We start from the raw sequence: 13118 nt of genomic DNA on the forward strand, positions 1-13118 counted from the left end.
GGTCGGGAACCCAACTGTTCAAACCCGAATGGTGCCGCAGTCGCAACCTCGACGCCCGCATCTGCCGCCGGTCCTGCGATGGTAGGCCCGAGGGTTGAGCGACGGGTCAACCACTGATCAACCTCGGCGACGACGACGCAGGTCGTGCGTGCCGCGCAGCCTTGAGCCATGGCTCTTACCGACTACCTCATCAACGCGGTCTTCCTCCTCGTCGTACTGTGCCAGGCCCGCAAGCGGTGCCTCGACGCGCGAAGCATCATCGCTCCGATGGCCCTCGTGGTCTTCGTCGCCACGCACTACGTGCAACACCATCCCCACCGGCGGTTCCGACCTGGCCCTGGTTGCTGCCCTCACCCTGCTAGGGCTGGGACTCGGTGTCCTGTGCGGCTACGTCACGCACGTCCGTGCCGACGCTGATGGCACCCGGTTCGCCCGCGTGGGCGCCGTGGCGGCGACCCTGCTGCTCATCGGCATCAGCGCTCGACTGGTCTTCGTATTCGCTCTGGAGCACGGCGCCGGGCCGGACATCCGCGATTTCAGCATCGTCCACCACATCAGCGCGGCAGCCTGGCCGCTGGCCCTGGTCTCCATGGCGCTGTGCGAGGTCACGGCCCGGCTGGTCGTCGTCCAGATCCGCGGGCAGCGCCTGGCACCCCGGCCATCACTCGTGGGAGCATGTCCGGCCACAACGCCTGACATCTCGTCCTTGCCCTTCGGTCTTCGCAGGCTCGCCTACACGGGCCGAAGGAGGTTCCATGGACACCTAGGAGTACCCCCAGGTGTCCACGGGCCCGCGGCCCGACTTTCGCCCGAGGTTAGCTGGGCCGCCACTGCGGACCGCTTCACCGCCAGGGCGCTGGAAGACGAAGTCGTTCTGCTTCTTCGCCCTCACGGACTATGGAACCTGTGAATCCGGCGCTCCCCAGCTCGCCTGAGCGTGATCCACTCGCCAACGCTGTGGCCGAGACGCGGCGGTGTGGTCCGACGTCGGGTGACCAAACATCTGGGCTCTGAGCGCGCAGTGGATGGAATCTTGCTCGGGTCACGGGCTGGTGTCTCCGTCGCTTGGGTCCGTAAGCAGGCGGCGATGGAGTTCCGTGGTCAGCACGTGTATTTGGCGTGTCAAGTCGGTGTTCGTCTTGAGCTCAAGCTCCGACTCGTTGAAATCGTGCGCCGCTTTAGCCGACGCAAATGCGGCCTGACGGTTCTGGCCAATCATGACGAACGTCGACAGGAAGATCGCCTCGAGCGAGACGACCAGCGTCAGGGTGGGCCAAGGGCTCCTCTCGAAGACGAGCATCCACACCGCGAACACCGCGGCGTGTAGGTACACGAACCCCATCGAGCCCGCGAAGGCCGTGATCCTGTCGGCCGTTCGCAACTGGAAGTCTTCGGCGCGCTGCTGAAGGATCTCGTTGAAGGCGGGATGCCTGTGTTGCTGCGCGGCAACGGTCACATCGCTCATGCAGATCACCGTAGGACCGAACGACACGGACGTCGCGCTGCTCCTGGCCACGAGGGATCGAGCTTCTCTGCCTGGCAACAGCACCGTGGTTGGTGTGCGACCCGGGCGATGTGAGCGGGATGCCCATACCTACCGCAAAGCGAACTTCGCGTAGCGGTCCTGCTGGTCGGGCACTCAGGGTGTCCAGCGTCTCGCACGCTCATCGGCAGGATGAGGGTGAGAGGCACCCCGGCCGGCAAGCGGCGGATAGACGCACCTTTCACACCGTCACTGAACGCGGGGAGCGGGAAGAAGTGGGTGCGCCGACTGGCGCGACCATGTCGGCCTCGCAGTGGCGTCCGGCGGCGCGTGATCGAGGCGACTTGGGCCGCGTGGGATGTCAGGCCTGGCACTATAGGGGGCTCCTCGAGCGCCAGCCAGGCTCAGGCCTCCTTGGTAACCAATGCGGCAAGGTCATCACTGGTGAGCCGCTTGGCCGGATCAGCCTTCCCGGCTGTGAAGGTGACTCCCTCGGTCACCAGGATCTGCGCCGGATCGCGTCGGTCGTTGGGATCGCTCCAGGAGAACCCGGGCGCAACGCGCGACTGATGGGTCAGAACCCGGTAGGCGTTTGAGCACTGGGCGCAGTTCATCATGTGTGCGCCGAGTGGTTGTGGGGCCGTGCCGACCGCATCGGCGAGGTCTCCGTACGTCGTCCAGCGGCCCTCAGGCAATGCCTCCAACATGGCGTGGAGCACGGACCAGTCAAAGGGTGGCGTCGGCTGCTTCTGGTCCGTTCTCTCCCCGCGGTAGACCGAACGCACGTCGGCCAGCCTGCGGCCGTCCTCGAGCTGCCAGAACGTCCACCCGTTGGTGATGGCGCCCTTGACGTGCTTTCCGGCGCCGGAGGGGGTGTCGAAGTGCTGGCCGGCCACCTCGAGGCGGCCGTCGGAGTCGACTACCGCCTCCGTGCTTGCCCACCGGCCGGGACGGGGCCGGAGGCGGGTGCCGGCGGGAAGAAGCCCCGCGGCGAGTAGGTGTTTGACCTCCACCCATCCCTGGTCGCTCGGGGCGGTATGCGTGACCGCTCCGCTGTGTCCTTCGGGCACCGGCCAGGTCCTCAGCAGCTCATCGATCATGGTCCGGGTGCGCGCATCGATATGCTCCTCGTCCCAAGTTTCAGTGGCGGGGGCGTGGAACTGACGGTTCATCAAGAAGACGTCGTACTTGGCGATCTTGTCCCGTTTGAGGCTCCATGGCCCGTTGGACACCGAGCTGTTGAGGCTCTCCGTCAGCAGGGTCAGGTTGCCCAGACGATGCAGGTGGGCGCCCCGGTTGAGCTGAGCCTCCAGTCCCTCGACCGGCCAGTTCTGCTCCCATTGCTGGGGCAGGACGTGCTCGATCGGGTAGCCGCGCCGCGGCACCGGCGGGTACTTGTGCGCGGTCCGCAGGGCATCCTCGACAGCCTCAAGCAGCATCCGCAGCCTGCCGCGGGGGAAGCGCCGGTAGGCGTTCTCGGAGAGTAGGCCTGCGCGGATCTCGTCGTCGCCGGGCCAGTAGGTGCTCTCCGACGTCAACCGCGTCAGGTGCGTGCGGACTCGCTCGGCGAGCGTCTCCGGCGAGCTGGACCTATGCGTGCGGATCAGGTCGGTCACCACCCGCCCGAGGTCGCCGGAGTTCAAGCGCAGGAGCTGTCGTCGGATGACCCAGCTCTCCGTCGCCGCTATTACCGCATTGGCAACATCGCCAGGGATGTCCAGCTCCGGGTCGTGCAGCCACAACAGGATCGGCTTGAGCAGTTCGACACCCGTAGCGCCCATCCGGTAAACGGCCATCTCGGTCCGGGTCAACGCCCTGTCCGGGTCGGCTACCGCGAGCGTCCACTCCCGGTAGAGGTCGGCCTGTCCCTTGATGACAGGCAGTAGCTCGCTCATCTTCTGGCCGGCCTCGTGCTCGACGTAGTACTTGAACCGGGTGAACGTCGACTTTGGGCTGATCTCCTCCCCGACCCGAGAAACCAGCCACTGGTTGAGAAACAGAGAGCTGCGCGACACGTTGTACCGACCAACGCTGATCTCGGTCTCCCAGAACTTTGACTCGAAGGGCCAGTCTTCGGCGTAGGCGCGACGAGTGTCCACGCCCTCGCCCTCAAGCCGCTGGAACACGAAGTTCTTCACCAAGTCCGCGGCAGTCAGGGGCGTCCCTCGGGCGTTCAGGGTCTCGAAGATCTCCTGGGAGTTCTCCTGCGCCTGCAGGTCAATGACCACAAGCTGCAAGCCGCGAGTCAGCACCTGCACCAAGGTCGACGCCCGCGCCAAGTATCCGGGATCGCCCGGGTCACCCAACCAGTCGCTCACCGACGCCACGAAGAACCGGTGCGCGCGAACCAGCAATGACCCGGAGTGCCTCAGCGCGTCGTGGTTGACCGGGGGTTCGGCGTTCATCACCTCATCGAACGCAGACCCGTCCCGATTCGTGTGTCGCAGCTTCAAGCGTGTGTCACCACCGGCGATGTACAACTCGAGGTTGTGAGTGAGCACCTCCAGCTGGCCGGAGAGCGTGTCGAGGCCGGTCTCCTCCAACACCAAACCGGCGGCGTCCATGAGCAACTGCAAGGTCGTCAGCCGCTGCTGGCCATCGATGACATTCCGGCCCGGTATGTTTCCGGTCTGGTTGTCCTGCGCCTGCACGACCACCGCGCCCAGAAAGTGGCTTGCGGAGGAGTACGGGTTAACCAGCCGGTGCTCGGCCAGCCTGCGCACGTCCTGCCACAGCGGCAGCCACTGCTCGTCCTCGTCCCACACGTACGCGCGCTGGAACAGCGGGATCACCAGATGCTGCGGCAGGTTGAAGATGTCCAACGGTGTACGAACGTTCGTCTCCACGACTACCCCTCATTGGTTGGGCCCAACAGCATTCTGTCCCCGGACACGGAGGAACGCGGAGCCATGGCTGGAACGGACGATCCGGACACGCCGCCGCGCTTACGTCCCGCCGCGGCCGCAGCAAGACAGGGGCGGGCCAGGCCAACATCGCCGTGACGAAGCACGCGCGGTGGAGAAGGCTGGACTCCCAACACATGACTTCACGACGAAACATCCCATGGCATGGCATCCGCTCTCTGGTGCGGCCTGGCGCGCCGATGCTTGTCAACGAGGGAGAAGCGGGCCTCCAGTGCCGAGTTCGGGAGCTAGCCGGAAGCGAAGCGCTGCCGAGGGCGTCACGGCCGCGGGGTGAACCCGGCCTCGTAGGGCGCCGGTCGCCGAGTGGGGCTTCCCCACCGCCCTTGATCCCGCCATCGAGGTCGGCCCATGATTCCCACATGGAGGGGCCTGTACAGCACGCAATTCGTGCCTCCGTCGAGGAAGGTGCTGAACTGTTGACCCCGACGGGCCTGGCGCGGTTCACAGTGCAGGGCCTCGACTCTCGCGGTGTCACTCTCCTATTCGGTCCCAGGCGGACGCCCACGTTCTTCTCGTGGGCGTGCCTCGAAGGAACAGTCGATTACCTCGCGGGCAAAGCTTGGCTGCGCGTAGGTGCCAACCGCGACGTGCAAGGCAGTCCGGAGACACTCGACTGGTACTTGAAGCAGCACGTTGCTCGTCAAACAGCGAACTACGTGGCCGTTCTGCTCACTCGCGCCAGCGTCGTTGACATCATCACCGAGAGGCCGGCGCGAGTACGACTGTCTTCGGCGTGGAACTCCTCGACGTGAGGTCGCAGGCGGCGAAGTGACGCGGATGGCCGAGGCCGCCTACCACCGGCATGATCGAAAGGCGATCGCGCGCGGGTGCTCATCGTCACGACGTTCGGCCCACCGGGATTCCTCCGGAGGGCGCTCCGGGCTGGGGCGCCGGGCCTCGTCGTGAAGGACACGCCGGCAGCCGAGCTCGCGGACGCGGTGCGCCGGGTGGACGCACGCCTGCGGGTGGTGGACCCGGGCCTGGCCACCGACAGGCTTGTCGCGCCGGCGGTTCGACCCGGCCGATTGTCCCGCGTCGGACGGCGCCGCCCGGGGACCGTCCAGCCATGGCACCGCTGCAGCAGCCCAGCGCATAGTGGACCCTATGCGACTCGTCCCCAAAGCCGGGTACGTCGGTGCGGCCGCTGCGTCTGCCCTGACAGCCCTCGCGGCGCGCGACCTTCTCCAACGCGAGCACTCTCTGTTGCGCAACTTCCCCGTCGTCGGGCATGCGCGCTACCTCCTTGAGGCCATCGGCCCCGAGCTGCGCCAGTACCTCGTGGCGGGCAACAACGAGGAGCGACCGTTCACCCGCGACCAGCGACGGTGGGTCTACGCCTCGGCCAAGAAGCAGAACAACTACTTCGGCTTCGGTACCGACAACGACCTGGAGTTCACGGCCGGCTACCCCGTCATCAACCACCGCACCTTCGGAAGGGCTGTGCCGCCGTCAGGCCCGGCGGCGGGCCAGGAGGTGAGCCTCCCCTCGGCCAAAGTCCTCGGCGGCCCCAGAGGCCGGCGGCACGCCTTCCGCCCCGCGTCGGTGGTCAACATCTCGGCGATGAGCTTCGGCTCGCTCTCCGGGCCTGCGGTGGAGGCGCTCAACCGTGGTGCGGCGCTCGCCGGCTGCCTGCAGAACACAGGAGAGGGCGGCCTCTCTCCCTATCACCGCAAGGGAGGGGAACTGATCTTCCAGATCGGCACCGCGTACTTCGGCTGCCGTGACGAGGACGGCCGCTTCGACCTCGACCGGCTCAAGGAGGTCCTCGTGAGCGCACCGGTGCGAGCCATCGAGATCAAGCTGAGCCAGGGAGCCAAGCCGGGTCTGGGCGGGCTGCTGCCCGCTGCCAAGGTCTCACCCGAGATCGCCGCCACGCGGGGTGTCCCGGTCGGCGTGGACTGCGTCAGTCCCTCGCGGCACGCGGAGTTCTCCGACACTGACAGCCTCCTCGACTGGGTCGAGATGTTGGCGACCGAGACGGGTCTTCCGGTCGGCATCAAGTCCGCGGTCGGTGATCTGGTGTTCTGGGAGGAGCTGACCGGCCTCATGGCGCGGACCGACCGTGGGGTCGACTTCGTCACGATCGACGGAGGAGAGGGCGGGACGGGCGCAGCGCCGCTGATCTTTACCGATAGCGTCTCGCTGCCGTTCCAGGTGGGGTTCGCCAGGGTGTACCGGATGTTCGCGGAGCGGGGACTTCACAAACAGGTGACGTTCATCGGTGGCGGAAAGCTCGGCCTGCCGGACAATGCCGTCATCGCCTTCGCCCTCGGCTGCGACATGGTCAACGTCGCTCGGGAGGCGATGCTCTCCATCGGGTGCATCCAGGCGCAGCGATGCCACACCGACGGCTGCCCCACCGGTGTCGCCACGCAGAGCCCCTGGCTCGCCCGCGGTCTCGACCCGGGGGTCAAGTCCGTGCGTGCAGCGAACTACATCAAGACGCTGCGCAGGGACCTCCTGAAGGTGGCCGAGGCCTGCGGCGTGGAGCACCCGGGACTTATCAGCACCAGCGCCGTGGAGATTCTCGACGGACGCACAGCCTCGACGCCGCTGCACGAGGTCTACGACTACGACCCTCTCTGGGGCATGCCGTCGGACGCCGACTGCGCCGAGATCATCCGGATCATGACCGAGACGGCGCCGCAGGGCGGCAACGCGCCCGCGTCCGAGACCGCAGCAGGATGACGTAGCCGCCACATCGCGCCATAGGAGTGAGCACGACCGCCGATCCGTCGCGTGGGGGCGAGCGCGCATCGCGTACAACGTCATCGCCCGTCCCCTGCGGGAGGCTCACTCACCGTCAGTCGACTTCCCATCCGCGCGCGACCGCCTCAAGCTTCAGCTCGTCCCGGACCTCAGTCAGGTCTTGCCTCGGTGAGCCATTTGGTCGTGTTCTCGGTGGGACACCGACGGCGTCGGCGAGCACCTCCGCGGCGGCCGCGGACGGGGCCAGCCCGACCACCGAGCCCGGCCCGAACTGCGTTTCCCAGACGGCGCGGACCCCGGCCATGGTCGTCGACTTGCCCGTGCCGGCCGGCCCGACCAGGACATCCAGGCTGCGCCCGGAGGTCGTGGTGCGGCGCACGGCGTCGGCCTGCTCCGCCGAGAGCGGATGGTCGCGACCCGGCAGTTCTTGCGCGGCGACACCGGCCGCCACGTTCGGGTCGACGGTGGCCGCGTCGACCGCCCGGCCGGCGTCGAGGAGCCGCTGCTCGGCGGGCCGGAGCCGGGACGTGCCCTACCACAGCGGAAGGGCCTCCGACCGGCGTTTCCGCTGGTCAAAGGCCCTTCTGAGCACTGGGTGGCAGGTGAAGGATTCGAACCTTCGTAGCTTTCGCGACGGATTTACAGTCCGCTTCCATTGGCCGCTCGGACAACCTGCCTCGTGCGCTCGGAAGGATAGCAAGGAATGGGGCGTGCGCCGAATCGGGTTCGCAGGCACCACAATGGACCCTTGGGAGCACCGTGGCCGACGCTCGGCCGGGCCGCCTCCCTCCCCCGCATCCTCCGCGAACCGACTCCCACGCCTACCCCGAAGGAGCCACACCGATGGCCGACTCCTCGTTCGACATCGTCAGCAAGTACGACAAGCAGGAGGTCGCGAACGCGGTCAACAGCGCGAGCAAGGAGATCTCCCAGCGCTACGACTTCAAGAACGTCGGCGCGTCGGTCGAGCTGGCCGGTGAGGTCATCAAGATGAGGGCGAGCACCGAGGAGCGTTGCAAGGCGGTCCTCGACGTCGTCCAGACGCATCTGGTCAAGCGCAAGGTCAGCCTCAAGCACCTCGACCTGCCGGAGGCCGGCCCGCGCGTCTCGGGCAAGGAGTACCACCTCGACGCCCCGCTCAAGGAGGGCATCTCCCAGGAGAACGCCAAGAAGATCAACAAGCTGATCCGCGACGAGGGCCCCAAGGGCGTCAAGAGCCAGGTCCAGGGCGACGAGCTGCGCGTCACGAGCAAGTCCCGCGACGACCTCCAGGCCGTGCAGAAGATGCTGCGCGAGGCCGACCTCGACGTCGCGCTCAACTTCACCAACTATCGCTGACGCCTGTCGCGCGGCGCTCCCGGCCCGTCAGGCCGGGCGTGCAGCATCCGCCTCCGCCTCGACGCTCGCGCCTGCCGCCGTCTGCGTCCCCGCGCCCGCCGCTGCCCGCGACGCCGCCTCGGGGTCGGCCTCCGCCTCGACGGCATGGCGCACGGCGGCCGCCACGGCGGGTGCGACGACCGGGTCGAACACCGACGGGACGATGTAGCTGGCGTTGAGCTCGGCCGGGGAGACGGCGTCGGCAATGGCGGTCGCGGCGGCGACCATGACCGCCTGCGTGATGCGGGCGGAGCCAGCGTCGAGCATGCCGCGGAAGAACCCGGGGAAGGCCAGCACGTTGTTGATCTGGTTCGGGTAGTCCGAGCGCCCGGTCGCCACGACGGCCGCGTGCTCCCCCGCCTCGACGGGGTCGACCTCCGGGTCCGGGTTGGCCAGGGCGAAGACGACCGCGTCGTCGGCCATCGTCGCGATGTCGGCACCCGTGAGCAGGTTGGGCGCGGATACGCCGATGAAGACGTCGCTCCCGGCGATGACGTCCCGCAGTGAACCCGTCTCGTCGGACACGTTGGTGTGGTCGGCGATCCACTGGCGGTCCGGGTCCGCGTACCTCTCCCCGTGGGTCAGCACGCCCTGGCTGCCGCAGGCGACGATGTCGGTCGCGCCTTGGGCGAGGAGCAGCTCGATGATGGCGTGGCCCGCCGCGCCGACGCCGCTCACGACGATCCGGACGTCGGCGATGGACTTGCCGACGACGCGCAGGGCGTTCGTCAGCGCGGCGAGCACGACGATCGCGGTGCCGTGCTGGTCGTCGTGGAAGACGGGGATGTCGAGCTCGGCGCGCAGTCGGCGCTCGATCTCGAAGCACCGCGGCGCCGCGATGTCCTCGAGGTTGATGCCGCCGTAGACGACGGCGATCGCCCTGACGATGCGGATGATCTCCTCGGTGTCCTGCGTGTCGAGGCAGACGGGCCACGCGTCGACGCCGGCGAACTGCTTGAACAACGCGGCCTTGCCCTCCATGACGGGCAGCGCCGCGGCCGGCCCGATGTTGCCGAGGCCCAGCACCGCCGACCCGTCCGTGACGACCGCGACCGTGTTGCGCTTGATCGTCAGGTGCCGCACGTCCTCGGGGTGCTCGGCGATGGCCTGGCAGATGCGGGCGACGCCCGGGGTGTAGGCGCGGGCGAGGTCGTCGCGGTGCTTGAGCGGCACCTTCGGCATGACCTCGAGCTTGCCGCCGAGGTGCATGAGGAACGTCTGGTCGCTCACCTTGCGCACCGAGACGCCCGGCAGGGCGGCGAGCGCCGTCGAGATGCGGTCGGCGTGGTCCGCGTCCGAAGCGTTGCACGTGACGTCGACGACGAGGCGGTCGTGGCTCGACTCGGCGATGTCGAGGGCGGTGACCGAACCGCCTGCCCCCTGGATCGCCGCGACGAGTCCCGCCGTGGCGTCGGCCCGGGCGGCCACCTCCACGCGCACCGTGATCGAGTAGCCGGGGCTGGGCAACGCCATGAGGGCACCTCTCTGTCGTCGGGGAGGTTCGGCACGTCGGTGTGCGAGCCGATGCTCAGCGTCGCGCGGGCGCCTCAGCCGCGCAAGTCAGGGAACACCTCGACTGCGAGCGGCCACCAGAAGAGGTGGCTGCACAGCTGCGCGTACTCGGGCGGGGTCACCCATCGCGTCTCGTGGATGCCGTCGTCGCCGTCGGTGATGGCCGGGCGGACCGCGTCGAGGCGCGTGCGGAACACCTGGAGGAACGGCTTGTCCGGCGTGAAGAGGTTGTCCGGGGTGCGTGGCGTGAAGCGCTCGTAGCCGCAAGGGAGCACCTCCGGGTGGCGCAGCCGCAGGCCGGTCTCCTCGAAGGTCTCGCGCACGGCGTTCTCGACCGGCGTCTCGTCCGCCTCGCGCCAGCCGCCGGGCGAGCCCCACTCCCCCCGTCGCACGCTGTGGACGACGACGAAGTCCCCGCGCCGGTCCCGGACGAACACCATGGCGGCGAGCACGCGCTGCGGGTCCATCGGCTCGTCGGACGCCACGAGGTCGACGTCGCTCGCGCCGTTGGGGAAGGGCACGTCGAGGATGCGACGGACGCCGCGGTCACGCTTGCGCTTGCGCAGCCGGAGCCCCGACGCGTTGAGCCGCCGGGCGAGGTCGACCCCCGACGTCGGGGTGGCCCCGGCCTCGACGGCGTCCTGCCAGCGCCCCTCGGGCACGTCGTAGTGGTCACCGTCGAAGGCCCTCGGGTGCAGCTGCGCGGCGCGGGCGACGGCGTGCAGCTCGTCGTAGGACGTGTCGCTGACGAGGTGCGCGAAGAGCCGACCGTGGGCGGGCCAGATCGGCTGGTCGATCCACACGGTCATGACTCGTGAGCCTAGGCCAGGACCCCGACGGTCGCGGCTGTGGATGACGCCCGACGCCTCCCGCGGCACCGACCTAGCCTCGGGACACGAGGCCACCGGACCGGTCGGCCACCCGATCGAGCAGGAGGACCCCATGACCCGTTCCGTCGTCGACACCGAGCGCATCGCCGCCGCGGCGGCCGACATCAACCGTCTCGCCGACAGCATCACCTCGAGCGCCGCCGAGCTGCGCGGCCGCCTCGCCGGCCTCGGCGGCGACTGGCAGGGGCCGGCCAAGGCCGAGTTCGAGCGGGTCATGGCCGACTACCAGCGCGTCCAGGCCCAGATGACCGAGTCGCTCGCCGACGTCGGGCGCCTGACGCTCACGGCCTCCCGGGCCTACGCCGAGCACGAGACCGCGACGCGCGCCCTCTTCGCCCGCTGACCGGGGCGTCTGCCGCGGAGGACGCCGAAGGGCGGCTCCCCGTCCGGGGAGCCGCCCTCCTGGGCGTGCTGTGCGGTGGAGCGAGCGGGCTCAGAAGCCCATGCCGCCCATGCCGTCCATGTCACCGCCGCCGGGGACCGCAGCGGCCTTCTCCGGCTTGTCGGCGATGACGGCCTCGGTCGTGAGGAACAGCGCCGCGATCGACGCCGCGTTCTGCAGCGCGGAACGCGTCACCTTGACCGGGTCGATGATGCCCGCCTCGAGGAGGTCCTCGTAGGCGCCCGTGGCGGCGTTGAGGCCGTGGCCGGGGGCGAGACCGCGCACCTTCTCCGCGACGACGCCGCCCTCGAGGCCGGCGTTGATCGCGATCTGCTTGAGCGGGGCCTCGGTCGCGACGCGCACGATGTTCGCGCCGGTGGCCTCGTCACCCTCGAGCGAGAGGGCGTCGAGCGCCTTGGCGGCCTGGATGAGGGCGACGCCACCACCGGCGACGATGCCCTCCTCGACGGCGGCCTTCGCGTTGCGGACGGCGTCCTCGATGCGGTGCTTGCGCTCCTTGAGCTCGACCTCGGTGGCCGCGCCCGCCTTGATGACGGCGACGCCGCCGGCGAGCTTGGCGAGGCGCTCCTGGAGCTTCTCGCGGTCGTAGTCGGAGTCCGACTTCTCGATCTCGGCCTTGATCTGGGCGATGCGGCCCTCGATCTGCGTGCGGTCCTCGGCGTCCTCGACGATGGTCGTCTCGTCCTTGGTGACGACGACCTTGCGCGCCTTGCCGAGCAGGTCGAGGGTGGCGTTCTCGAGCTTGAGACCGACCTCCTCGGAGATGACCTGGCCACCGGTGAGGATCGCGATGTCGGTGAGCATCGCCTTGCGACGGTCGCCGAAGCCCGGGGCCTTGACGGCGACGGACTTGAACGTGCCCTTGATCTTGTTGACGACGAGGGTCGCCAGGGCCTCGCCCTCGATGTCCTCGGCGATGATGAGCAGCGGCTTGCCGGACTGCATGACCTTCTCGAGCAGCGGGATGAGGTCCTTGATGCTGCCGATCTTGCTGTTGGCCACGAGCACGTAGGCGTCGTCGAGGACGGCCTCCATGCGCTCGGTGTCGGTGACGAAGTACGCCGAGATGTAGCCCTTGTCGAAGCGCATGCCCTCGGTCATCTCCAGCTCGAGGCCCATGGTGTTGGAGTCCTCGACGGTGATGACGCCTTCCTTGCCGACCTTGTCCATCGCCTCGGCGATGAGGCCGCCGATCTCCTCGTCGGCCGCCGAGATGCTGGCGGTGGAGGCGATCTGCTCCTTGGTCTCGACCTCCTTGGCGGACTCGAGCAGCGACGCGGAGACGGCCTCGACGGCCTTCTCGATGCCGCGCTTGAGGGCCATCGGGTTGGCGCCCGCGGCAACGTTGCGCAGGCCCTCCTTCACCATGGCCTGGGCGAGGACGGTGGCCGTCGTCGTGCCGTCACCGGCGACGTCGTCGGTCTTCTTGGCGACCTCCTTGACGAGCTCCGCACCGATCTTCTCGTACGGGTCGTCGAGCTCGATCTCCTTGGCGATCGAGACACCGTCGTTGGTGATGGTGGGGGCGCCCCACTTCTTCTCCAGGACGACGTTGCGGCCCTTGGGGCCGAGCGTGACGCGGACGGCGTCGGCAAGGGTGTTCATGCCGCGCTCGAGGCCGCGACGCGCCTCTTCGTCAAACGCAATGGTCTTGGCCATTCGGGTGGTTCCTCCCACGCGAATCGTTGGTGGCGGCCCGCACGACGCCCGCGACGGATGGGACCGGACCCGGCAGCTCACGTCGCTGCGGGACCGAGCCCTCGGCGTGCGGCCCAGTTCTGTCACTCCCACCTGGAGAGTGCTAACGCCATTATTGGCAC

9 protein-coding genes, 1 tRNA gene and 1 pseudogene are annotated in these 13118 nt (G+C 68.5%); 4 read left to right on the forward strand and 7 right to left on the reverse strand.

The annotated features are described in order from the left end of the window. Window positions 1-1042 precede the first annotated feature (1042 nt). Together AC1VM9_RS04070 and AC1VM9_RS04075 are read right to left on the reverse strand one after the other, a co-directional pair. Window positions 1043-1465, reverse strand: a complete 423-nt coding sequence (locus AC1VM9_RS04070; protein WP_483121337.1) for a DUF1003 domain-containing protein — start codon at window positions 1463-1465, stop codon at window positions 1043-1045. A 422-nt stretch (window positions 1466-1887) separates the two neighbouring features. Beyond that, entirely contained in the window at window positions 1888-4305 is a 2418-nt protein-coding gene (locus tag AC1VM9_RS04075) for a GmrSD restriction endonuclease domain-containing protein (RefSeq protein ID WP_483121339.1), read from the reverse strand. A gap of 926 nt (window positions 4306-5231) precedes the next feature. Here AC1VM9_RS04075 and AC1VM9_RS04080 point away from each other — a divergent pair. Both AC1VM9_RS04080 and AC1VM9_RS04085 read left to right on the forward strand, forming a co-directional pair. Further along, window positions 5232-5405 (forward strand): annotated as a pseudogene (locus tag AC1VM9_RS04080) (response regulator); the annotation flags it as partial. A 106-nt stretch (window positions 5406-5511) separates the two neighbouring features. After that, window positions 5512-7095, forward strand: a complete 1584-nt coding sequence (locus tag AC1VM9_RS04085) for an FMN-binding glutamate synthase family protein (protein WP_483121340.1) — start codon at window positions 5512-5514, stop codon at window positions 7093-7095. A gap of 115 nt (window positions 7096-7210) precedes the next feature. Here the strand turns inward: AC1VM9_RS04085 and AC1VM9_RS04090 are convergent, their stop codons facing one another. Both AC1VM9_RS04090 and AC1VM9_RS04095 read right to left on the reverse strand, forming a co-directional pair. Beyond that, complete coding sequence (locus tag AC1VM9_RS04090) at window positions 7211-7567, reverse strand: AAA family ATPase (protein WP_483121342.1); 357 nt, start codon at window positions 7565-7567, stop codon at window positions 7211-7213. 145 nt (window positions 7568-7712) lie between these two features. Further along, window positions 7713-7793, reverse strand: a tRNA-Tyr gene (locus AC1VM9_RS04095). Between the two features lie 166 nt (window positions 7794-7959). On the opposite strand from AC1VM9_RS04095, the gene AC1VM9_RS04100 reads away from it, so the two are divergent. After that, window positions 7960-8454, forward strand: coding sequence for a YajQ family cyclic di-GMP-binding protein (locus AC1VM9_RS04100; RefSeq protein ID WP_481340503.1), 495 nt, complete (start codon window positions 7960-7962; stop codon window positions 8452-8454). Between the two features lie 27 nt (window positions 8455-8481). On the opposite strand, the gene AC1VM9_RS04105 is transcribed toward AC1VM9_RS04100, so the two are convergent. Continuing rightward, entirely contained in the window at window positions 8482-9966 is a 1485-nt protein-coding gene (locus AC1VM9_RS04105; protein WP_483121344.1) for an NAD-dependent malic enzyme, read from the reverse strand. 74 nt (window positions 9967-10040) lie between these two features. After that, complete coding sequence (locus AC1VM9_RS04110) at window positions 10041-10814, reverse strand: DUF4031 domain-containing protein (protein ID WP_483121346.1); 774 nt, start codon at window positions 10812-10814, stop codon at window positions 10041-10043. Between the two features lie 133 nt (window positions 10815-10947). On the opposite strand from AC1VM9_RS04110, the gene AC1VM9_RS04115 reads away from it, so the two are divergent. After that, window positions 10948-11238 carry a WXG100 family type VII secretion target gene (locus AC1VM9_RS04115; RefSeq protein ID WP_483121347.1) on the forward strand — a complete coding sequence of 97 codons (291 nt, stop codon included), beginning with the start codon at window positions 10948-10950 and terminating at the stop codon, window positions 11236-11238. A gap of 90 nt (window positions 11239-11328) precedes the next feature. On the opposite strand, the gene groL is transcribed toward AC1VM9_RS04115, so the two are convergent. Then, window positions 11329-12957 carry a chaperonin GroEL gene (gene groL / locus AC1VM9_RS04120; RefSeq protein ID WP_481340495.1) on the reverse strand — a complete coding sequence of 543 codons (1629 nt, stop codon included), beginning with the start codon at window positions 12955-12957 and terminating at the stop codon, window positions 11329-11331. Between the last annotated feature and the right edge of the window lie 161 nt (window positions 12958-13118).

It is taken from the genome of Monashia sp. HAY1-11D, assembly GCF_056868035.1.

Coding starts and splice junctions, on each gene's coding strand:
- AC1VM9_RS04070 (WP_483121337.1), bottom strand. CDS start 1,465: ATGAGCGATGTGACCGTTGCCGCGCAGCAACACAGGCATCCCGCCTTC.
- AC1VM9_RS04085 (WP_483121340.1), top strand. CDS start 5,512: ATGCGACTCGTCCCCAAAGCCGGGTACGTCGGTGCGGCCGCTGCGTCT.
- AC1VM9_RS04100 (WP_481340503.1), top strand. CDS start 7,960: ATGGCCGACTCCTCGTTCGACATCGTCAGCAAGTACGACAAGCAGGAG.
- AC1VM9_RS04105 (WP_483121344.1), bottom strand. CDS start 9,966: ATGGCGTTGCCCAGCCCCGGCTACTCGATCACGGTGCGCGTGGAGGTG.
- AC1VM9_RS04110 (WP_483121346.1), bottom strand. CDS start 10,814: ATGACCGTGTGGATCGACCAGCCGATCTGGCCCGCCCACGGTCGGCTC.
- AC1VM9_RS04115 (WP_483121347.1), top strand. CDS start 10,948: ATGACCCGTTCCGTCGTCGACACCGAGCGCATCGCCGCCGCGGCGGCC.
- groL (WP_481340495.1), bottom strand. CDS start 12,957: ATGGCCAAGACCATTGCGTTTGACGAAGAGGCGCGTCGCGGCCTCGAG.